Origin of the sequence: Cupriavidus necator A5-1, from assembly GCF_000744095.1 — a bacterium.
Taxonomy (GTDB): domain Bacteria; phylum Pseudomonadota; class Gammaproteobacteria; order Burkholderiales; family Burkholderiaceae; genus Cupriavidus; species Cupriavidus necator_A.
This window is the reverse complement of sequence record NZ_JQLI01000001.1, coordinates 2,071,392-2,093,114: the sequence shown is the minus strand read 5'-3', so window position 1 is coordinate 2,093,114 and position 21,723 is coordinate 2,071,392. Positions and strand designations below refer to the sequence as shown.

Genomic DNA, 21,723 nt, shown 5'->3' with positions numbered 1-21,723 from the left:
AGAACCATGTGACCGCCCGGCACCACGACAGGAAATCCGCCTCAGCGGGGTGGCAACAGGTAGCGCAGATCGTCCATCGCCACGGGATTCGGCCCACCGGTGGCGGCCTGTGCCTGCGCCGCACGGACTTGCGCGGGCGGCGCAGGCTGGCTGGCAGGTGCGCTGTTGCCGTTGGAGGCTGCGCCGGATGACGGGCTGCCGGACTCGACGATCACCGGCCGGTTTCCGGCCGCACTATCGCGCGCATCGATCACCGCGTTCTCACCCATGATGACCCGGATCACTTCCGGATAGTCAAAGGCGGCGCCCGAGGACGTGTCCACCGCCGCCCCGATCACTCCGCCGATCAGGACATTGCCGAAAACCAGGGGCTTGGTGGCCGAAACCACCGTAGCCTTGCCGGCGTCCATGCCCTCTTTTTCGCAACGGACCAGGAGATCGCCATAGGCCCGGCTGATCGTCGCCGTGCCGGGCGTTGTCACGTAGAAAGTGCCCTTGCTGTTGACCATTTCGCAACGCGCGCCTTCGACCGCGCGTTCGGCTTTATGGGTTTCTACCGAGACCACCTGGGTGGTGCCGCCGACGATGGACGCGCAGCCGCTTGCCAGGCTGGTGCTGGCGATAACCAATAACAGAGTTGACCGCATTTTCCCTGAGGCTTTTGGTTTTTTGATTTTTTTGGCTTTTGTTTTAAGTACCTGGCGTTTTGCAGGTGGGCGGTACTGTAGCGTGGGGGTGAGGCTTGGGTACCCCTACTTTGGTGGGGCGGCCGGCATCAGGGACTGGGGCTTCACGGGCTGCTCAACTATCCGCTCATGCAGCGTCGAGCGCGGACCGCCGCCGGGGGAACGAGGTTCTATCATGCAAACGGAGCGCCCGAAATTGCCGGGCGTGCCCGACGTGGCCCCCCGACGCGAGTGCATGGCGTGCGAGCCTCATCCGTCACTGCACCACGGCATCAGGGGACCACGCTACCAGCAGGCGGGATCGACCCGCCAAAAACAGACGGGACGGCCGGCGATGCACAAGGACCCAGAATCCCTACCAGGCGCGTCTGACGGATCGGTGATGTTCGCGGACATCTGCGACAGCACGAGACTCTATGAGACAGCCGGGGATACGATCGCGCTTGTCGCAATCCGCCAGTGCCTCGCGCTGATGAAGGCGCGCTCCGCGGACGCGCAAGGCCGGGTCGTCAAGACCATCGGTGACGAGATCATGGTGCTGTTTCCTGCCGCGGAGAACGCAATGCAGGCCGCACTCGGCATGCAGGAGGACGTCGCCGGGCTTCCTCCGGTGGCCGGTTCACCCCTGGCGATCCATATCGGCTTTCACCATGGGCCGATCCTGTCGGACGAATCCGGCGACGTGTTCGGCGACACGGTCAATCTTGCCGCCCGCCTGGTCAAGCTCGCGTCGCGCGGCCAGATCATCACCAGCAAGAACGCCGTGGAGCAGTTGTCCGCAAGCCTGCGCCAGATGACACGCCACCTGTACCCGATCCAGGTGCGGGGCAAGAACCAGATGATCGAGCTTTACGAAGCGATCTGGCAGCAGAACAGCGATATGACCGTGGTGGCCCCGCTGGATCTGGCATTGCGCCGTTCGGTGCTGCTCTCGTTGCGGTATCGGGGCGCCCACTTCGAAATGGACTCCGCCTCGGCGCCGCTGACCATCGGCCGCGACACCACCATGAGCATCGTGGTCACGGATCGGCAGGTATCGAGATTCCAGGCCACGGTCGAGCCTCGCGGCGGCCGCTTCGTGCTGATCGACAGGAGTTCGAACGGCACCCATGTCAGGATCGATGGCGAAGACGCACTGATCCTGAGGCGTGACGAACTCACGCTCAGGGGCCATGGCTGGATTACGTTTGGCCAGCCGAACGAATACGCCCAGGAGGGTATCGAGTTCTTTGTAGGCTGATCCCGCAATGCCACTACGGAGACAACGCGTTGATTCAAAAGAAGAATCGACGCATTCACCGGCATTGCGGGCGATCGAAACCAGTTGGCCATTCCAGGCAGGGTGGGCGGCATGCGCGCATTGATCTTCTGCTCCGTACAGTTCCTGCTGGCGGTGACCTGGACCCTCTACGTGGCCTTCCTGCCGCAGCTGGCCGCCCAGGCAGGCATCGCGCGCGCGCACGTCGCCTGGATCCTGCTGATGGACCAGATGATCTTTGTCGCCATGGACTGCGCGCTGGGCATCGCGGCCGACCGTGTCGCCAACGCCCTGCGCAGGCTGGGAGGCTGGATCCTGGCGCTGTCCGTGGTCTCCGCACTGGCCTTCGTGCTGCTGCCCCGGGTCACTTCGCCCTGGCTGCTGCTGAGCCTGACCGCAGTCTGGGCGGCCACCTCGTCGGCGTTGCGCGCGCCGCCCATGGTGATCATTGCCCGGCGCATGCAAGCGACCGCGTCGTCGCTCCTGGTGGGATCTTCGCTGCTCGGCATCGGCCTGGCCGGGGCCGTGGCGCCGCTGCTGACAGCGCGGCTGCGGGATGTCTCGCCCCTGCTGCCGTTTATCGCAGCCAGCGCGGCGCTGGTGCTGGCCGTGGTCGCGCTGCAATGGAGCGAGCCCGCGGCGGCGCGCCATGACGCCGAGGCGGCGCCCGCGCCGGCGCCCGGCGTTGCGCTCAGGCACGTCTGGTTGCTCTTTGCCGCGGTCTGGCTGCTCGCCCTCGGTTTCCAGGTCCACACCACCGTCAACTCAGCGCCGGCTTACCTGCGCTTTGTCTCCGCTGCCGAGCTGGTGCGCGTGATGCCGGCGTTCTGGATCGGCTTTGCGCTGTGCGTGCTGCTGCCGGAAGTGCCGGGGCTGCGGCGCTACCCGGCCTATGTGATGCTGCTGGCGGGCGCGGGCCTCGGCGCGCTGTCGTTGTTCGGCTTCACTGCGGCCGGCTCGCTCGGGGCCGTCCTCGCCATGCAATGTCTGGCCGGCGGCCTGTGGGGCATCATGTTCACCTCGGCGGCCAATGCGGCGCTCGACGCCGGGCATGTCGGCCGTGAAGGGATGTTCACCGGGCTCGTATTTGCCGTGCTGGCTGCCGCAGCATTCATGCGCATTGCCATGGTGTCGTCGGGCGCCGTCAAGACCGGCATGCTGGCAACCGTTCTGCCGTGGCTGCCGGCCGCGGCATGGAGTACCGGGGCCTTGCTGCTGGCGGTCTTCGTGTCGGCGAACCTGCCCTACCTGGCCGGGCGGACGCACGCGCTGCGCCAGCAGGCCGGTTCCGGCTAGCGGCCGCGCCACGCCGCAGATGCAAGATTCCTTGGCTGGCCGCATTGGCTTAATTACTCTCGTAGGTGGTCCCATGGCGCCGGGGCGTTTCCCTGCGTACCGTGACTGCCGGCTGGAGCTGTTCAGCAGCCGCTCCATTCCGGCACTGGCGACATCAAACCTGGCGGTAGCGGCGCCGATTTCATCGATTAGCGCCGAGGAGAATCGGCGATGAGCAACGAGTCAAGAACGGGCGGCGGCAAGCTCACTCCTGAACCGGCAGGGGATGCGAGCAGTTACGATGACAGCGCGCTGGTCGAAGACGCGAGCGTGCGCGAACACCCGCGCTACTTCCAGATGTTCCCGGTCCTCACGGAGGCCGAAATCGACCGCGTGCGCCGCTTCGGCAGCCAGTGCCACTACACCAAGGGCGAATTCCTCTATCAAGCCGGCAGCCTCTGCCCCGGCATGTTCCTGCTGCTGTCGGGCAAAGTGCGGATCGTCATTCGCGAGGGCATGGGCCACCACATTGTCCATACCTATACCCAGCGCGGCGAGTTCACCTCGGATATCACCCAGCTGTCGAACAAGCCGGCGATCGTCGACGCGCAGGTCGTCGAAGACGTCGAGGCGGTGCTGCTGCGGCCCGATGCGCTCAGCGGCCTGGTGATCAGCGAAGCCGATCTTGGCGAGAAGATCATGCGCGCCCTGATCCTCAGGCGTGTGCTGGCCATCGAACGCGGCCGGGGTGCCGTGCTGGTCGGCGCCCCCGGCGATGGGCGACTGGTCGCGTTGCAGGACTTCCTGCGCCGCAATGCGTTTCCGAACATGGTGCTCGATGCGGAGCAGGACGCGGAAGCCATCGCTTTCCTGGAACGCGTGACGCCACAGCCCGATGACTTCCCGCTCGTCATCTGCCCGAACGGCACCGTGCTGCGCAACCCCGATGTGGGACAGCTCGCGTCGTGCCTGGGACTGATCCCGGAGTTTGATCCGACGCACGTCTACGATGTGGCGATCGTAGGTGCCGGTCCGGCGGGACTGGCGACGGCCGTCTACGCGGCGTCCGAAGGGTTGTCCGTCGTGGTGTTCGACTGCCGCGCGCCCGGCGGCCAGGCTGGCACCAGCGCGCGCATCGAGAACTACCTGGGCTTTCCCACGGGCATCACGGGGCAGGCGCTGGCTGGCCGCGCGTTCGTGCAGGCGCAGAAGTTCGGTGCGCATATCGGCATCCCGTGCGAAGTCAAGGCCTTGTATTGCGACAGGCAGCCGCTGGTGGTTGAGCTTGCCGATGCCCGCCGCATCCTTGCGCGCACCGTGGTCATCGCCAGCGGCGCCGAGTACCGGCGCCCTGCCGTGGACGGGCTGGCGCGCTTCGAGCGCTGCGGCGTCTATTACTGGGCGACGCCGATCGAGGCCAGGCTATGCCGCAAGGAACCGGTGCTGCTGGTCGGCGGCGGCAACTCCGCAGGGCAGGCGGTGGTCTTCCTAGCCTCGCATGCCGAGCATGTGCATGTGTTTATCCGCGGGGCGAGCCTGGCGCACAGCATGTCGCACTACCTGATCGAACGGATCGGCGCGCTGCCGAACGTGACGCTGCATACGCGGGCGGAACTGATGGCGCTGGAGGGGGATGCGCGGCTCGAACGCGTGCACTTTCGCGGCGCGGGCGGCATCGAGGGCAGCCTGACGGCGCATCACCTGTTCGTCTTCATCGGCGCCGAGCCAAATACGAGCTGGCTCAGGAACTGCGGTGTGTCGCTGGACAGCAAGGGCTTCGTCCTGACCGGCAGCGATGTGGCCGATGCGCCCGCGCAGACGCTCCCGTTGCAGACGAGCGTGAAGGGTGTCTTCGCCATCGGCGACGTTCGCTCCGGATCCACCAAGCGTGTCGCGTCGGCGGTGGGCGAAGGCGCGGCCGTGGTGGCGCAGATTCACCGTCTTATTGCCCGGGGTCTGGTGGACGCACCCGTCGGGCGAGAGATGAGCTAGCAAGAAAAGCTGCGGTGTGAAGAAGCGCGCGCATGTCCCGGGCCCGGACGAGATGCCGGTCGCGCTCCTTGTGATCCGCAGTCCGGTGCATCAGGCGTAGGCGCCGTCGAGATAGGGGTCGACATGGTGCCCCGGCTCCGCCGAGACCCCGGTGCGATCCATGCCGGCCAGGCTGCGGGCGCCGTCGGTGAAAGGATCCACGTTGCGCGCGCCGTCGGTGAACGGATCCACCTTGCGGGCACCGTCGGTGAAGGGATCGACCGCACGTGCGCCATCGGTAAAGGCGCTGCGCTCCGAGTGGATCGAACGAGCACCGTCGGTGTACGGGTCGCGGGCGCCGGAGATTCCGGCGGCCTGCGCGCCGGCAGCGGCGGCAACCAGGGCAACGGCGAACACAAAACGCTTGGCGATGTTGGTGGTGGTCATGATCGGCTTCCTTAAAGTTTGCGGTGGCTGGTGCAGCCCCGGATCGCTGGTTTGCGATGCGCCGGCTGGCTACGGAACGTATTTAAGGAGACCGATGTATCGCGCCAGTAGCGAGTTATGGCCGCTTCTGTGCATGTGCGTATCGTTGTGGCGTCTTGATACAGAAGCGTACAAATCTGTCGGGACGCGCGGCCGGCGAGTGCGCCGGCGACGCGCATGAGGCACTTCCGTCCGCCCCCGGAAGCGCCTGCGGCAGCGCCCGTCAGCCCAGCCTGACTTCCGCCACCAGCCCGCCGCCTTCCCGGTTGCGCAGCCTGAGCGAGCCGCCGATGGCCACTGCAAGCTGCTGGGCGATCGCCAGACCAAGACCGGTGCCACCAGTTTCCCGGTTGCGCGAACCCTCCAGCCGCACAAATGGCTGCAGCACCGCTTCGAGCTGGTCTTCCGGGATGCCGGCGCCGCGGTCGAGCACCTCGATGACCACGGCATCGCCCGCGCGGCGCACGCTCAGCTCCGCCGCCCCGCCGAACTTGATGGCGTTGTCGACCAGGTTGGTCAGGATCCGGCGCAAGGCATTGGGGCGTGTCACGATGGTTCCGCCGACGTTCTGCAGCACCGTCACCGCCTTGCCGGTGTCCTGGTAGTCGGCTGCCAGGCTTTCGACAAACGAGCCGAGGTCGAGCCGCGACGCCTTCTCGCCATCGCCATGGGTGGTGCGCGCATATGCCAGCCCTTCCCGCACCAGCGCTTCGATCTCGGCCAGGTCGTGCACCATCTTGCGCTTGTCTTCGGAGTCTTCCGCCATCTCGGCACGCAGCTTCATGCGCGTGATCGGCGTCTGCAGGTCATGGGAGATTGCCGCCAGCAACCGTACGCGCTCCTCGACAAACCCGGCGATGCGCTCGCGCATGGCATTGAACGCGTGTGCCGCGCGCACCAGTTCGGTGGTACCGGTCTCGGCAAGCGGCGCCGTCTTCGCGTTCGGATTGAGTGCGTCGGCGGCATCGGCCAGCGCCACCAGTGGGCGGATCGACAGCCGCACCGCGAACCAGCAGCACAGCACCAGCAGCAGCAACTGGAGCACCAGCACATAAGGCAGCCACTGCGCGATCGGCGTCGGGCGCGGGTGCACGTCGATGGTCAGCGGACTGCCGTCGCTGAGCGTCAGGTGAGCCTGCATCCGCTTGCCGTGGCCGGGGATCGATTCCACCCGGACCGCAAAGCGGCCGCCGCTTGCCTCCATGATCCGGTCGGCGATTTCCTTGGCCTGCGGCGTCATCTCGGGCACGCCCGGCATACCCGGACCCAGCATGTATTGATAGGCGCCACGGTTCACGCGCGGCAGCCACTGCGGCCGCTCGGCGGCGGGCACGCGGTCCAGGATCGCGATCGAGGTGGACACGTCGGTTTCCAGCGTGCCGAGCATCACTCGGCGCGCGGTGATGTAGCGTTCCGCGAACAGCACCCCGAAGGACAGGCCATGGGCGACGATCAGGCCTGCCAGCAGGATCAGGAACAGGCGCGATCCCAGCGTGCGCGGCCAGGGCCAGTTCCTTGCACTCACTCGCGTGCCTCCCTGATCTCCACGGGCATGGCGAACACATAGCCCTCGCTGCGCACGGTCTTGATATAGCTGGGCTCGCGCGCGTCGTCATTGAGGCGCTGGCGCAGGCGGCTGACCAGCAGGTCGACCGAGCGCTCGAACATTTCCGCCTCGCGGCCCTGCGTCAGGCTGAGCAGCTGGTCGCGGTTGAGCACGCGCTGGGGATGGTCGACAAAGACGCGCAGCAGCCGGTACTCCGCGCCGCTGAGCGCGACGATGGTGCCTTCGCGGTCGACCAGCTGGCGCGCGACGGTATCCAGTTGCCAGTCGCCGAACGCGAGCACCTGCCCGGCCGCGCTGATCTGCAGGTTGGGCGGCAGCATCCGGGTGCGGCGCAGCACGGCCTTGATGCGCGCCAGCAACTCGCGCGCCGCAAACGGCTTGGCCAGGTAATCGTCGGCGCCCATTTCCAGGCCGATGATGCGGTCCGTCTCGTCGTCGCGCGCGGTCAGCATCAGCACCGGCGTGGCCTTGTGCTTGCCGGCGCGCAGTTCCCGGCACAGCACCAGGCCGTCATCGCCGGGCAGCATCAGGTCGAGCACGATCAGGTCGACGGCATTGGTCTCCAGGAATGCGCGCATGTGGCGGCCATCCGGCACCACGGTCGTGCGCAGGCCGTTCCTGGTGAGGTAGGCCGAAACCAGTTCACGGATCTCCCGGTCGTCATCGACGATCAGGATATGGTCGACATGGGAATCCATCGATGTCCTCTTTGCGCTGAATTGGAATGGCCCGTCCGCGTCGCCTGCATGCTGTGGGGCGCATGGGGGGGAGGCGATGAGGCGCAACAGGCGCGATTTTTCTTGTACCGCAATGTATCAGGCGGCGGCGCCTCAACAATCGTACACATTATCCGCCGATGGCGACACATTGCAGCGACGCTGGCGGTGTCTGATCGATGGCAAGCCAAACCATTGCGAAAGGACCTCGATCATGGCCCTGCTGATCCTCGCTTACCTCGGGGGTGTACTGACCATCCTCAGTCCGTGCATCCTGCCCGTCCTGCCTTTTGTCCTGAGCCGCACCGGCCAGCCGTTCCTGCGCGGCAGGCTGCCGATGCTGGCCGGCATGGCCCTGACCTTTGCCGGGGTGGCCACGCTGGCATCGGCTGGCGGCGCGTGGGCCGTGCGCGCCAACGAAGCCGGGCGCCTCGCCGCCCTGGTGCTGCTGGCCGTGTTCGGGCTGTCGCTGATCTGGCCGAGGCTGGCGGATATCCTCGCACGGCCTGTGGTGGCGCTGGGGAACCGGCTGGCCAACAACAGTTCGTCTAACGCCGCTGCGTCCGGGCAGGCTTCGCCGTGGGGTGCGCTGGTGCTTGGCATCGCCATCGGCATGCTGTGGGCGCCGTGCGCCGGCCCGATCCTCGGCCTGGTCCTGACGGGCACCGCCCTTGAAGGCGCCAGCGTGTCGACATCGGTGGCACTGGCGGCCTATGCGGCCGGCGCGGCCACCTCGCTGGCGGCGGCGCTGGGCCTGGGCAACCGCGTCTTTGCGGCGATGAAGCGGTCGATGGGCGCAAGTGAATGGCTGCGCCGCGGACTGGGAGCAGGCGTGCTGGGCGGCGTGCTCGTCATCGGCAGCGGTGCCGACACCAGCCTGCTGGTGCACTTTCCGTTCAGCGGGCCGACCGGCATCGAGCAGGCGCTGATCGACGGGCTGCGCAAGGAACAACCGGCCGCGCCGCAAGCCAGCAACGCCGCCAGCGGTGGCGCTGGCGGCATGCTGCTGGCCGCCAATGACACCCAGGCGGGTTTCCCGGGCCCGTTGCCCGTGGAGGGCCGCCTGCCTGCGCTCGACGGTGCCGTGCAGTGGATCAACTCCCCGCCGCTGTCGCGCGAGCAGCTGCACGGCAAGGTCACGGTGGTCTACTTCTGGACCTACTCCTGCATCAACTGCATCCGCACCCTGCCCTACCTGCGTGCCTGGGCGGAGAAGTACAAGGATCAGGGCCTGACGGTGGTTGGCGTGCACACGCCCGAGTTCGCCTTCGAAAAGAGCCCGGAAAACGTGAGCCGCGCGATCGCCAACTTCCGCATCGGCTTCCCGGTGGCCGTGGACAGCGATTACCGCATCTGGCGTGCGTTCCATAACAGCTACTGGCCGGCCGCCTACTTTGTCGACGCCAGCGGCAATATCCGCCACCACCAGTTCGGCGAGGGCGACTACGCCAAGTCCGAGCGCGTGATCCAGTCGCTGCTGGCGGAAGCGGGCAACCGGTCGGTGGCGCGCGATGTGGTCGTTCCCGAGGCGGGTGGCGCGCAAGCGGCGCCGGACCTGTCCAACCTGCGCTCGGATGAGACCTACCTGGGCTATATGCAGGCGTCCAACTTCGCCTCGCCGGGCGGCATCCGACAGGACGCGCCGCGCCAGTACAGCGTTGCGAAGCTTCGCCTCAACCAGTGGGGCCTTTCCGGGCAGTGGACGGTCGGCGCCGAGCAGGCCACGCTCAACCGCGCCGATGGCAGCATCGTCTATCGCTTCCACGCGCGCGACCTGCACCTTGTGCTGGGACCGGCGGCCGATGGCCGGGCGGTGCGCTTCGTGGTCACCATCGACGGCAAGCCCCCGGGCGCCAGCCACGGCGCCGACATCGATGCGGCCGGCAATGGCGCGATCACGCAGACGCGGCTCTACCAGCTGGTACGCCAGGCTGGCGAGGTCGGCGAGCACACCTTCGAGATCCGCTTCCTCGATCCCGGTGCCCAGGCTTATGCCTTCACCTTCGGCTAGGAAAAAAATGAGGCGGGCACTGCCTTCGCGGCGCCCGCTTTGTATCGCAATGTGTCAGCCGTTACCGCGAACACATGCGCTTACGAAAACCCCGCCCGGCCGATACATCGCCAACACGTCACGCTGCTCAAATGGCGTCACTGGTTACTTGATGGCGGTAATCGCCCTATTACGCATCAGCTCACTTACGCATGCCCCGGGGCATGAAAGGACTTCCAATGAAAACGACTCGATTCATGGCGACTGCGTTGCTGGTCGTCGGTAGCAGCATCGCGATGCAAGCGGCCCAGGCGCAGGCCGTGGGTATCCATCGCACGGACCTGCTGAAGCAGGACATCAGCGTGCCCGGACGCGAGGCCGTCCAGGTGCGAGTCGACTTCGATCCGGGCGCCTTTGCCCCGAAACACTCTCATCCGGGCGAAGAAGTCGCCTTTGTCCTCGAAGGCACGCTGGAGTACCAGCTCGGGGACCAGCCGCCGGTCACGCTCAAGGCCGGCGACAGCTTGTTCATCCCCTCGGGAACAGCCCACTCGGCAAGGAATGTCGGCACCGGCAAGGCGGCGGAACTCGCTACCTACATTGTCAAGAAAGGGGCTCCGCTGGCCGTACCGGGCAAGTGAGCGCGACCTGAATGCACCGCGATACTGAAAACCAGAGCCCAAGAAGTGCGACCATGAATGCACCGGAATCTCCCAACGCTACCGTCCTGTCCCGCCGGACCCTGTTGCTGAGCGGCGCGGCGGCGGCCGCCCTTGCGGCATTTCGTCCGGTAACGGCTGCCACCCGGTCCGATGCGGCGCAGGCCGCCGGGGCACAGGCCGCTGCCGCAGACGCGATCCGCCCTTTCCGTGTCAACGTTCCGCAAGCGGCGCTCACCGACCTGCGCCGCCGCCTGGCCGCGACGCGGTGGCCCGACGCCGAACCGGTCAGTGACCGCGCCCAGGGCGTGCAGCTCACGAAGCTCCAGCCGCTGGTGCGCTACTGGCAGACCGGCTACGACTGGCGCAAGGCCGAGGCGAAGCTCAATGCCTTGCCGCAGTTCCTGACCAATATCGACGGCCTGGATATTCATTTCATCCACGTGCGCTCACGCCATCCGAACGCATTGCCGCTGATCATGACCCACGGCTGGCCGGGGTCGGTGTTCGAGTTGCTGAAGGTGATCGGTCCGCTGACCGATCCGACGGCGCACGGTGGCTCTGCCGACGATGCCTTCCACCTCGTGCTGCCTTCCCTGCCTGGCTTCGGCTTTTCGGAGAAGCCCAAGGGCACCGGCTGGAATCCGGACCGGATCGGCCGCGCCTGGGACGTCCTGATGAAGCGCCTGGGATATTCGCGCTACGTCTCGCAAGGCGGCGACTGGGGCGCCATCATTTCCGATGCGATGGGCCGCCAGGCGCCTGCGGGCCTGCTCGGCATCCACGTCAACCGCATCGAGCGCGCGACCACGCTCCCGCCGGAAATTGCCCGGGCGCTGAAAAGCGGCGACCCTGCCCCGGAGGGCCTGACTGCCGAGGAACAGGCGGTATTCGACCAGGCCAGGGAGTTCCTCAACAAGGGCTTCGGCTACGCCGCCATCATGGGGACGCGTCCCCAAACGCTGGGTTACAGCCTCGCTGACTCGCCCGTGGGACTGGCGGCGTGGATCTATGACAAGATCGCCGACTGGGTCTACACCCGCGGCGACCCGGAGCGCGCGCTGACCCGCGACGAGCTGCTCGACAACATCACGCTCTACTGGCTGACCAACACCGGGCCGTCGAGCGGGCGCATCTACGCGGAGAGCAATCCTGGCGCGGCCAGCGGGACCGGCATCTCGGTCCCCGCTGCCGTGACGATCTTCCCCGGCGAGGTCTACAGGCCGCCGAAGCACTGGGCGGCACGGACCTATCGCAACCTGGTCTACTACAACCGCGTAGACAAGGGCGGCCACTTCGCGGCCTGGGAAGAGCCGGCGCTGTTCAGCGCCGAGATACGTGCCGCGTTCCGGTCCCTGCGCTGAGCGCGGCGCTCAGCCCAGCACGGCGCGCGCGATCACGGTGCGCTGGATCTCGGACGAGCCCTCGTAGATGCGCAGGATGCGGGCATCGCGCACCAGCCGCTCCAGCGGCATTTCACGCGTAAAGCCGTAGCCACCGTGGATCTGCAGCGCGGTATCGGTGACCAAGGCAACGGTCTCGGAGGCATAGAGCTTGGCCATCGACGCATGCTCGGTAAAGGGCTCGCCGTCCCGGCGCCGGACCGCCGCCTGCAGCGTCAGCAGCCATGCTGCCTCCAGCCGCGTGCGCATGTCGGCGAACATCCATTGCAGGCCTTGCTTGCGTGCCAGCGGTTCGCCGCCGACCTGGCGTTGCCGGGCCCAGTCCACCGCGCAGGCCAGCGCCGCTTCGGCGATGCCCAGGCTGGTCGCGGCCACGTCCAGGCGGCTGTTGTCGAGCACCTTCATTGCCGTGCGGAAGCCGCTGCCTTCCGGCCCCAGCCGGTTGGCAGCCGGCACGAAGCAGTCCAGCGCCACCTCGTGGGCCGGCGCGCCGCGGATGCCCATGAGCTTCTCCGCCGGAGCGACCTCCACCCCGGCGCTGCGGCGATCCACCACGAAGGCGCTGATGCCGCGCGTGCCGGCGGCCGGATCGGTCTTGGCGTAGACCACGATGAAGTTCGCCGCGTCCGCGTTGGAGATGAAGTGCTTGACGCCGCGCAGGCGATAGCCGTCGCCCTCAGGCGTGGCGCGCGTGGCCATGTCGGCAGGGTTGGAGCCGGCGCGCGGCTCGGTCAGCGCGAAGGCGCCCAGCTTCGTGCCCGCCGCCGCATCCGGCAGGTAGCGCTCACGCAGGCTGTCGTCGCCGCCGATCAGGATGGAATCGGTGGCCAGGTAGTGCGCGCCGATCATCGACGAGGTCGAGGCGCAGGCCCTGGCGACCTCGGCCAGCGACAGGATCAGGGCGACCGGCGAGGTTTCGCTCCCGCCCCAACGCTCAGGCAGGTTCATGCCCATCAGGCCGAGTTCGGCGAGCTGGGGAACGTAGCGGGTGGTAGAGGTTTCCTCGCGATCCACTTCGGCCGCCTTCGGCGCCAGTTCGCTCTGTGCGAAACGGCTGATCGCGTCCGCTATTTCCAGATCGCCCGGCTCGACTCCCAAGCGCTTATGCATGTTGCTTCTCCGTGTTGAAAATCTGCGTTTCCCCGCAATCGGCTGGCATCGCGGCACCCAGCGCGCCGCTGGACCACAACTCGGCAGAGGCGATGCCCAGCTCGCCCAGGATGGCCTCGGTGTGCTGCCCCAGCGCCGGCGCAGGCGTCACGCGGTTGGCGCCATAGCCTGAGAACTTCACTGGCTGCGATGGCAGCCGCACGGTGCCGCCGTCCGGCTCGCGCACTTCGGTCAGAAGACCGCGATGGACGGCATGCTCGCTTTCCAGTGCCTCCTTTACATTGCGGATGGGCGCTACCGGAATGCCCGCCGCGCCCAGGAGCCGGTTCACCTCGGCCACCGAACGGGTGGCCGACCAGGCTTCCAGACCGGCGCGCAACTCGGCCTCGAAGCGGCAGCGCGTCTGATCGTCGGCAAAGCGCGGGTCCTGCGCCATATCGGGCCGGCCGATCGCCGCGGCGAGCGCCTCGAACAGCTTGTTGTTCAGCACCGCCACAACGTAGAAGCCATCCGCCGCGCGGTACGCGCCGAACGGCGCGGACGACGGATGGCGGTTGCCGACCCGCTGCGGCGCCAGGCCGGTCGCGGCATAGCGCGCGACCAGGGTGGCGCTGAGGCTCAGCGTGGCGTCGAACATCGAGACGTCGACATGGGTGCCCCGGCCGCTCTTCTCCCGTGCCAGCAGCGCGGCCAGCACGCCCCAGGAGGCAAACAGGCCGCTGACGGCGTCGGAGACCGCTTCACCGAGCAAGGTAGGCGTGCCGTCCGGCGCGCCGGTGGCGTCCATCAGCCCGCACATCGCCTGCAGGATGATGTCGTAGGCCGGCCGGTGCGATTCCGGGCCGGTCTGGCCGAAGCCCGACACGCTGGCGTAGACCAGCGACGGATTCAGTGCGCACAGCGCCTGGTAGCCGATGCCGAGCTTGTCCGCCACGCCCGGGCGGAAGTTCTCCACCACCACGTCGGCCCGGCCGCAGAGCGAGCGCGCCAGGTCCAGCCCTGCTTCCGTCTTCAGGTCGATCACGATGCTTTGCTTGTTGCGGTTCATGGCCGCGAACAGGCCGCTCTTGCCGTCGACAAAGGGACCGACCGCACGGTAGTCATCGCCGCCCGGCGGCTCGATCTTGATCACCTCTGCGCCGAGATCGCCCAGCAGCGCCGTGCAGTAAGGGCCAGCCAGTACGCGCGAGAAATCGATCACGCGGATGCCGGCCAGCGGCAGATCGGATTGGGTCACGTCTTGCTCCTCCAAAGCTTGCAGGCCTGGCGGCGCCCTGCCCTGCAGGGGGCGCCCGGCTTGCGTTGCGGTGACACGATTCTGTGCGGCGGAAGCTATCAAGTAAAATATGGAAATCAACTAGCACCTATAGGATTTCTTAATGCGCACCTCGCTGCGGCTGTTGCGCTACTTCGTTGCGACCGCGGAATGGGGCAGCACCACGGCGGCGGCGCGGCAGTTGAACGTCTCCCAGCCCTCCATCTCCGTCGCCATCCGCGAACTGGAGACGCTGTTCGAGGAAGCGCTGTTTGCGCGCGAAGCCGGCGCGAAGATGACCCTGACCCGCTTCGGCGTGCGCAAGCTCGCCGAAGCGCGCCACATCCTTGGCGCGGCCATGGCGTTCGAAGTCGACAAGAGCGGCGATGGCAGCGCCGGCGAGGTCCGGATCGGCGTCTTCCGCACGCTGGCGCCGGCCTACCTGCCGCTGGTGCTGCGCATCGCGCGCGAGCGCTATCCCAGGCTGGCGGTGCGCTTCGTCGAGGGCGACCTGGCCCAGCTTGAAGACTGGCTGCATGGTGGACAGATCGAGCTGGCGCTGACCTACGATGTCGGCCTGCCCAATGAAATCAACCGCGAAGTGCTGGCGGAACTCAGACCCTACGGGCTGGTGCCTGCCGGTTCCCGGCTGGCGCGGCGCAAGGGTGGGATATCGCTGCACGAACTGGCGCGGGAGCCGCTTATCCTGATCGATCTGCCGCACAGCCGTGAATTCCTGATGGCGCCGTTCTGGCAATACGGACTGCAGCCAGAGGTGCGCTACCGCGCGACGTCGCTGGAGCTGGCGCGGAGCATGGTGGCGAATGGGTTGGGCGTGGCGCTGCTGATTACGCAGGCACCTGCGTCAAGCCAGGGCGCAAGCGTGGCGGAGCGGCCGATTCTGGAGGAGACGGTGCGGCAGCCGCTGGTGATTGCGCGGCCGAGTGCCACAACCCGGACGCGGGCTTCGGAGCTTCTGGCGGAATGCGTGCGGGACGCGATCGGTGAGGCAATGGCGGCGCGGGCAAGGCCCATTCAACGCAAGCGTGCGGATGGCGGGGAACGGTGATGGCTGGGCGGATGAAGCCGGGGTCGATTTGGGGGGTTCGGGGGCAGGAGCGGGCCATTCACCCCTCGATAAAACTCGCATCTACCCAAACCCAACATTCCCGCCGCAAGCCATGTCATCCTGATTCGACGGCACTGCGCTGTTTCTGGCGATTCTGGTCGACCGCCAGCGCGTCCAGACGCGTGTCAGCGAGGGCGTGGTGCGAGGGTACGGAGGGCAGGCGGAATCACCTCATGTCGCGCGCGCCTCTCAGGAACGCGGTTTGCTGCGGCGCCGGGTGACTCTCACGCTCTGGCGGTTGAGCATGGCCAACGTCAATCGACACGTCATTACGACCGCATCCGCTTTAGTTCATCGATGCGGAGATGATAGCTTCGTAGTAGACAAGCTTTATCGCTACACACGTTGCGCGAATTGCGAAGCCATGCTCGTTGATCCGCTCGTAACCGCGTCCCGTTAGCCGATGCTTTTATCTTTTGATTATATATTTCTGCCAATTTTTTATCGACACGAGCGAGTTCCGCATCCCCACAAATAAGCTGCGCTTGAACAGATATGAGCTTGCTGCAATCAAAACTTTGCATCAACGCAGTCTTCGTCTCGTATTGAGTTTCCAGTAGCCCTGGCTTACAGAGACCTTGCAGCGACTTGCAAGCGACCTCGCGCCCGACCCATGCCATGTCTCGCGCACCATATTGCTTAACGAAACGATTGATGCCTGCGTGGCTGACCCCCCTTTGCATTGCGTTTGCCGCGATTATTTCGTTGCAAAGCGAGTCCTCGGCGTAGGTTCGCCCATCGCGCCGGTAGCAACTATGAAAACCGAGCATCCCAGTACCAACAACACTTCGGCGTTCCCCTGAAGCGAACAAGATGGAAGCGCAAGCGGACGCGCACCTGGCATTATCTGGAACTGTTGTATAGACGCGTACTTTATCCATTGCATCGACGACTCGGAAAGCAGCCTCAACATTTCCTCCCGGACTATTTAAAACAAGGGTAACGAGTCCTTCGTCATCACGATCAGCCATTTTGGCGAACTCCAGAAACTTCTTTGCATCACCTTCCTGAATCCTCCCCTCCGCGATAAGCATTTTCAGCTTAAGTTGGGGTTGGTAGTAGATCTTGAAGTCCATCCCTAGCGCCACACCGGGAAACATAAGCACAGTGAAACAAAGCCAAGAAAGCAATCGTTGGGTCAAGCTTTGCGCCGCCGCGTCCTTGGCTGTTGGGTGCTGAGTGCTGCGCATACACTTTTCCTCGGAATGTCAGAAGCCGAATGCCTTGTCCATTTCAATGGGAAGGACAGGCGATATCCATGTGCCCGCGACGAGTTTGTTCGGCAATGAGACCCTTGCCGAGTGCACGTTGCCCTACATGGCTGCCAGCAATACCGGACAGGAATAGGAGATCGATGTTTCATCATGGCCGGGCATGTCGAACATGCAACCCCTTGATGTTCAAAAATATCGAACATCTCCTTGATTAATGGCTCCCACTTTGCCGACGGCATTCGACCTATCATCCTTCCCACCAACAGGAATTGCAGATTCACACGGTTTGATGATCTTCCTCTAGCCAACCATGGAGCCCCTACAAATGAACTCGACCATCACCCGTCTTTACCCCGCCGGCCGTGCCCTGCTTGGCGTGCTGTTCCTGCTCTCCGGCATCTTCAAGATTGGCGGCTTCGCCGGGGTTGCCGCCTGGATGGCCAGCGCCGGTCTGCCTCTCGCAAGCGTCCTGCTCGTCCTGACCATCGCGGTCGAGGTCGGCGGCGGTCTGACCCTGATCACCGGCTGGAACGCACGCTGGGGCGCCCTGGTGCTGGCGCTCTTCCTGGTGCCCGTCAGCCTGGTCTTCCATGGCTTCTGGAGTGCCGACGTCGCGAACTACCAGAACCAGTTCAATCACTTCTTCAAGAACATTGCCATCCTCGGCGGCATGCTGGTTGTATTTTCGATGGAATCTGCGCGCGCGCAGGTCAAGGCGCAATAAGCGGCCGAAGGGAGTTGGCGCATCGGAGCCAACTCCCTATCTTCGCGACGACGGACCGTCTGCACTTCTGCATCACCGCCGTTTCGGCCTTCCCATCCCTTACGGCGCCCGGCAGGAGGCGTCGCCCAAACGCCGGACGCCAATTGTTTGGCCGAAACGACGTGGGCGGAAAACGATCGCCCTCTGAAACAGCTCGCAGCTTTTGGATCCACACGGCTTTCAATGCGGACTATGCGTATTCGCCCCCCAATCGAGACGCCCGGGCCTTCGTAGATCCCGCGGCCGCGCGAGACCTGGCCGATCGCGTGGATGGCCTGCTCGTGCGAGCCCAGGTAGCGCTCGGCATCAGCCTCGGTCATCGCGGCCTCGCCGATCGTGTATGCCGCTAGCGGTACCGCGTCTTGCAGCCCCCGGGCAGCCAAGCCGGCGAAAAGTTGCCTACGCTTGATGGATGCCGATAAAGCTGTGGGAGGACCGGAAATGGCCGCCAAGAAATCCACTCGCCGACCGGCAAAGGCCCGCGCCAATACTGGCGCCAGGAACGTGCAGCGCTGGTCGCAGGATGTGACCGAGCACAGCAACGCGTTGGACCTCGAACCGCATCTTTTCGCCTCGGACAATCCCGAGGAGATCGCCGCCTCGCTCAAGCGTTCCGCGACGAGCAGCCGGCGCCGCAAGGGCACGGCTTTCCAGTCGGCGATGTCGATGCTCAACTTCTACATCAATCGCGCCGGCCGTAACCTGCCCAAGGAGCGTCGCGCCACGCTCGAGCAGGCCAAGGGCAAGCTGCGCGAAGCGTTCGGAAGGCCACCATAAGCACGGCCCACGCGCCCCCGGCTCGCTTGCGCGATTGCATTGACGCGCTAATGCTTGTTCCTATGTCACCTTCGCGGAGCAACATCATGGACACAAGAAGCGAACTGCAAGCCACCGTGGACGCCCTGGCACAAACGGGCAAAGGCCTGCTGGCCGCCGACGAGAGCGGGCCGACGATCGCCAAGCGGTTCGAGCGTATCGGTGCGGAATCGAGCGAGGAAAGCCGCCGGACGTGGCGCAACCTGCTCCTGTCGACACCTGGTCTTGGTGAATTCATCAGCGGCGTGATCCTGTACGAAGAAACGCTGGGCCAGCGCGCCGACGATGGCACGCCGCTGCCAGAACTGGCTGCCCGCCAGGGCATCGTGCCCGGCATCAAGGTGGACAAGGGCAAGCTCGCGCTCGCCCACGCCCCCGGAGACGAGGTCACCGAGGGTCTCGACGGGCTGGCCAGGCGGCTTGCCGGCTATCGCCAGCAGGGCGCGCGCTTTGCCAAGTGGCGCGCGGTGTACAACGTGTCGGACAAACTGCCTGGCCGGGCCGCCATCCAGGCCAATGCGGAGGCGCTGGCACGCTATGCCGCCATCTGCCAGGAGACGGGCGTGGTGCCCATCGTCGAGCCCGAGGTGCTGATGGATGGCGCGCACTCCATGGCGCGTTGCGCCGAGGTCACCGAGGCCGTGCTGCACGAAGTCTTTCACGCTTTGCACCGGCATGCGGTGGTGCTCGAACACATGCTGCTGAAGCCCAGCATGGTGCTCCCCGGCAAGGAGGCCGGGCACGCGGCGCCGGCCGAGGTTGCCAGGGAGACTGTGCAGGTGCTCAAGCGCACGGTGCCGGCGGCGGTGCCGGGCATCTTCTTCCTGTCCGGCGGCCAGACGCCCACTGAGGCCACCGCCAACCTCGATGCCATGAACCGGCTTGCCCCGCTGCCCTGGCGGCTGAGCTTCTCCTACGGGCGCGCCTTGCAGGAGCCGCCCTTGCTGGCCTGGCGCGGCGAGGCCGCTAACGCGGCGCAAGCGCAACGGGCGCTGCTGCAGCGCTCACGGCTGAATGGCATGGCCTGCCTGGGGCAATACGAAGCGGCGCTGGAGAATGCTGCCGGCTGAGCTTTCGGCAGGCGCGGCCAGGATGGAAAAACCCCCGCCGTCACATGGACGACGGAGGCCGATCTGCCACTAGCCAGCGAGCCCGCGCTCGCTGGCTGCATCAGGCTGACCGAGCGCGCAACGTTCATACCTTGCGCCGCGTGTGAGGTAGACCTCTATGTGCTCCCCCGATACGGAGCCGCACAGGGGGCAGAACCATGTTCCGCCCCATCGGTCATTGCATGTGCTGCCCGCCGTTGATCGCAATATTGGATCCGGTCACGTAGCCCGCATCCTCGGAGCACAGATAGGCAACCAGGGCTGCCACTTCCTCCGGCTTGCCAAGGCGCCCCACCGGAATCTGAGGCAGGATCTTTGTATCCATGATCTCCTGCGGCACGGCGGTGACCATCTTGGTCGCCAGGTAACCCGGAGAGATCGTGTTGACCGTCACCCCCTTGCGAGCCACCTCCAGCGCGAGCGACTTCGTGAACCCGTGCATGCCCGCCTTTGCGGCCGCATAGTTGGTTTGCCCGAACGCACCCTTCGAACCATTGATGGACGAGATATTGATGATGCGTCCCCAGCCCCGCTCCACCATGCCGTCGCACAGGGGCTTGGTCACGTTGAACACCGAATCCAGGTTGGTGCGAACCACGGCGTCCCAGTTGACCTTGTCCATCTTCTTGAAGGCCATGTCGCGGGTAATGCCAGCGTTATTCACCAGGATGTCGACGTGGCCGACCTCGGCAAGAATCTTTGCCATCGTTTCCTGGCAGGCATCGTAGTCCGCAACGTCCAGCGCATACGCACGGAAATTGCGGCCGGCAACTTCCATGGCGGCGAGCCAGTTGTTCACATTCGGGTTCCCTGGCGTGTGCGTCACGACCACGTCGTAGCCGCCGTCGTGCAGCTTAACGCTGATGGCCTCGCCCAAACCGCCCATACCACCAGTCACCAATGCAATGCGTTTCGTCATCCTGCTTGTCTCTGTCCAAGTTTGTATGACCCCTACCGTTCTATCGTTCCGATTCTGTGTTCGGCTTTCAACCACTACCGCCACGTATGCACATGGCGCAAGCAATTAACGCTGCCGCGCTAGGTTAGCGCGGTTATTTTTCACTTCTGTGTCATTCGACTGTTTGGGGCACCGAATGGGAAAGTGCTTGCTGCCCCTCGTTCCGGCACGAAATGAGGGGATTCGGTGCGAAGCTTTCGTCAGGTTTCAAGCCCGTGCGCACGCCTGCGCAGTTCGCTGAGGCGGCATGGTGGACCGGCAAGCCCCGGCCGAATTCTGATGGCGACAATGTCGCCCTGCCCGGCTCGGGCTTATGCGGGCGCGCGGCTTAAGTTCGCCGCAGCAATGTTGGCTTGAACCAACTCCGAGGCATGCTTTGCGGCCTCATAAGTGCCGTTGGCAGCAGCAAACGCTGATTGCCACAACGCCGTCGTGGCGTCCACGCAAGCCGGAAGATGCTTGATGACGTGGGCGACGTAGTCTTGTGCGCGACGACTGTTTTGTTCGTGGTCGGCGGTGATGATCTTATGGAATTCAACCTGAGTCGCAGCAACGATCTCCTGGATCTGCCGCGAATAGGCAAGTGCCTTCTCTGTCGCCGGTTGGGTAAGGTTACTCTGCGTAGCCAGGACCTTCCGCGAGTCGTCGGCCGCAAGCACCGCCGCCACATTCTGCTGCTGCGCCGCAATAGCCGCTTTGCCTGCCTGCAGGTTCGCTTCCGTGACTTTATAGATGCATTCGAAAGCCACGCTCGTCAATGCAACCATGGCTGCACCTTGTGCCTTCAGGGCTGCGGCAAGATGATCCGAACCAGAAACATGCATTGTTCGTATTCCTTTAGATCGACCAGACGGGCCTCAGGTGGATGCCAGCGCGCCTCGAGACTCGGAGTGGCACATAAGGAGACCGCTAAGGTGACCGCTACGGCGTGCTCCCGCGTTCCGTGCACCAGCTTTCGGATAAAGAAAAAGTCTCTAATTTTTGAGCAGGAAAGGCCACCCGGAGAAACCCCGATTCCATGAATTTGCCGTGCAAGGGCCTGTCGCAAGACGTAATTGGCAGGCCAAAAGCGTCAAGGCATGAAAATCATTGCTTTCCAGTTGGAGGGGCAGCCTCTCATCTGGCCGGCTCCCTAATAGTTTGCGGAATGCTGCTTGGCCGCGGGCGGGAAAGGGCACCGACACCAGCAATGCCTCGCGCAACTGTACCGGGGTGATATGTCCGGCTCCGCAAAGCCGTGCGAAAGCTCGTACGAAAAAGCCCGCTTGCTCAGGACGCAAGCGCCGCACTTCTAGATCCGCTGCCTGCGGGATAGTGCACTCGCCTGAGCGCTGCTCCGTACCAGCGATTCCTGGGAG

19 protein-coding genes are annotated in these 21,723 nt (G+C 65.2%); 10 read left to right on the top strand and 9 right to left on the bottom strand.

What is annotated here, in order from left to right:
• Window positions 1-41: 41 nt before the first annotated feature.
• Window positions 42-647 carry a hypothetical protein gene (locus K307_RS44345; protein ID WP_196251537.1) on the bottom strand — a complete coding sequence of 202 codons (606 nt, stop codon included), beginning with the start codon at window positions 645-647 and terminating at the stop codon, window positions 42-44.
• 421 nt (window positions 648-1,068) lie between these two features.
• On the opposite strand from K307_RS44345, the gene K307_RS09230 reads away from it, so the two are divergent.
• The 3 genes from K307_RS09230 to K307_RS09220 all read left to right on the top strand — a co-directional run bounded on the left by K307_RS09230 (window position 1,069) and on the right by K307_RS09220 (window position 5,211).
• Window positions 1,069-1,926, top strand: a complete 858-nt coding sequence (locus K307_RS09230; protein ID WP_080744971.1) for an adenylate/guanylate cyclase domain-containing protein — start codon at window positions 1,069-1,071, stop codon at window positions 1,924-1,926.
• A gap of 111 nt (window positions 1,927-2,037) precedes the next feature.
• Complete coding sequence (locus tag K307_RS09225; RefSeq protein WP_042877679.1) at window positions 2,038-3,240, top strand: MFS transporter; 1,203 nt, start codon at window positions 2,038-2,040, stop codon at window positions 3,238-3,240.
• A 210-nt stretch (window positions 3,241-3,450) separates the two neighbouring features.
• Window positions 3,451-5,211: an FAD-dependent oxidoreductase gene (locus K307_RS09220; protein ID WP_042877678.1), complete on the top strand. Its 1,761-nt coding sequence runs from the start codon at window positions 3,451-3,453 to the stop codon at window positions 5,209-5,211.
• Window positions 5,212-5,301: 90 nt separating this feature from the next.
• On the opposite strand, the gene K307_RS09215 is transcribed toward K307_RS09220, so the two are convergent.
• From K307_RS09215 to K307_RS09205, 3 genes are all read right to left on the bottom strand, one after another.
• A complete protein-coding gene (locus K307_RS09215) occupies window positions 5,302-5,637 on the bottom strand; it encodes a hypothetical protein (protein WP_042877677.1) in 336 nt (111 codons plus the stop codon).
• Between the two features lie 262 nt (window positions 5,638-5,899).
• Window positions 5,900-7,201, bottom strand: coding sequence for an ATP-binding protein (locus tag K307_RS09210; RefSeq protein WP_042877676.1), 1,302 nt, complete (start codon window positions 7,199-7,201; stop codon window positions 5,900-5,902).
• On the bottom strand, window positions 7,198-7,941 hold the full coding sequence (locus K307_RS09205) for a response regulator (RefSeq protein ID WP_042877675.1): 744 nt from the start codon (window positions 7,939-7,941) through the stop codon (window positions 7,198-7,200). Before K307_RS09205 ends, K307_RS09210 begins: the two co-directional genes overlap by 4 nt.
• Before the next feature lie 232 nt (window positions 7,942-8,173).
• Between K307_RS09205 and K307_RS09200 the strand changes: the two genes are divergently transcribed.
• From K307_RS09200 to K307_RS09190, 3 genes are all read left to right on the top strand, one after another.
• Window positions 8,174-9,970, top strand: a complete 1,797-nt coding sequence (locus K307_RS09200) for a cytochrome c biogenesis protein DipZ (protein WP_042877674.1) — start codon at window positions 8,174-8,176, stop codon at window positions 9,968-9,970.
• A 218-nt stretch (window positions 9,971-10,188) separates the two neighbouring features.
• Window positions 10,189-10,590, top strand: coding sequence for a cupin domain-containing protein (locus tag K307_RS09195; RefSeq protein ID WP_042877673.1), 402 nt, complete (start codon window positions 10,189-10,191; stop codon window positions 10,588-10,590).
• 53 nt (window positions 10,591-10,643) lie between these two features.
• Window positions 10,644-11,972: an epoxide hydrolase family protein gene (locus K307_RS09190; RefSeq protein WP_042877672.1), complete on the top strand. Its 1,329-nt coding sequence runs from the start codon at window positions 10,644-10,646 to the stop codon at window positions 11,970-11,972.
• A 9-nt stretch (window positions 11,973-11,981) separates the two neighbouring features.
• On the opposite strand, the gene K307_RS09185 is transcribed toward K307_RS09190, so the two are convergent.
• Together K307_RS09185 and K307_RS09180 are read right to left on the bottom strand one after the other, a co-directional pair.
• Window positions 11,982-13,121, bottom strand: coding sequence for an acyl-CoA dehydrogenase family protein (locus tag K307_RS09185; RefSeq protein WP_042877671.1), 1,140 nt, complete (start codon window positions 13,119-13,121; stop codon window positions 11,982-11,984).
• Complete coding sequence (locus K307_RS09180; protein WP_051974781.1) at window positions 13,114-14,358, bottom strand: CaiB/BaiF CoA transferase family protein; 1,245 nt, start codon at window positions 14,356-14,358, stop codon at window positions 13,114-13,116. The genes K307_RS09185 and K307_RS09180 overlap by 8 nt, the downstream gene beginning before the upstream one ends.
• Before the next feature lie 142 nt (window positions 14,359-14,500).
• On the opposite strand from K307_RS09180, the gene K307_RS09175 reads away from it, so the two are divergent.
• A complete protein-coding gene (locus tag K307_RS09175) occupies window positions 14,501-15,445 on the top strand; it encodes a LysR substrate-binding domain-containing protein (RefSeq protein ID WP_042877670.1) in 945 nt (314 codons plus the stop codon).
• A gap of 329 nt (window positions 15,446-15,774) precedes the next feature.
• On the opposite strand, the gene K307_RS45970 is transcribed toward K307_RS09175, so the two are convergent.
• Window positions 15,775-16,695 (bottom strand): lysozyme inhibitor LprI family protein, encoded by a 921-nt coding sequence (locus K307_RS45970; RefSeq protein WP_080744970.1) that lies wholly within the window; start codon window positions 16,693-16,695, stop codon window positions 15,775-15,777.
• A gap of 349 nt (window positions 16,696-17,044) precedes the next feature.
• Between K307_RS45970 and K307_RS09170 the strand changes: the two genes are divergently transcribed.
• From K307_RS09170 to K307_RS09160, 3 genes are all read left to right on the top strand, one after another.
• The gene (locus K307_RS09170; RefSeq protein WP_051974780.1) at window positions 17,045-17,443 is read left to right on the top strand and encodes a DoxX family protein; all 399 of its coding nucleotides are present in this window, start codon (window positions 17,045-17,047) and stop codon (window positions 17,441-17,443) included.
• A gap of 480 nt (window positions 17,444-17,923) precedes the next feature.
• Window positions 17,924-18,259, top strand: coding sequence for a DUF3175 domain-containing protein (locus K307_RS09165; RefSeq protein ID WP_042877668.1), 336 nt, complete (start codon window positions 17,924-17,926; stop codon window positions 18,257-18,259).
• A gap of 86 nt (window positions 18,260-18,345) precedes the next feature.
• Window positions 18,346-19,368, top strand: a complete 1,023-nt coding sequence (locus K307_RS09160; protein WP_042877667.1) for a class I fructose-bisphosphate aldolase — start codon at window positions 18,346-18,348, stop codon at window positions 19,366-19,368.
• A gap of 214 nt (window positions 19,369-19,582) precedes the next feature.
• Here K307_RS09160 and phbB read toward each other — a convergent pair whose 3' ends face one another.
• Together phbB and phaP are read right to left on the bottom strand one after the other, a co-directional pair.
• Window positions 19,583-20,326: an acetoacetyl-CoA reductase gene (gene phbB, locus K307_RS09155; RefSeq protein ID WP_042877666.1), complete on the bottom strand. Its 744-nt coding sequence runs from the start codon at window positions 20,324-20,326 to the stop codon at window positions 19,583-19,585.
• A 350-nt stretch (window positions 20,327-20,676) separates the two neighbouring features.
• A complete protein-coding gene (gene phaP / locus K307_RS09150) occupies window positions 20,677-21,189 on the bottom strand; it encodes a TIGR01841 family phasin (protein WP_042877665.1) in 513 nt (170 codons plus the stop codon).
• Between the last annotated feature and the right edge of the window lie 534 nt (window positions 21,190-21,723).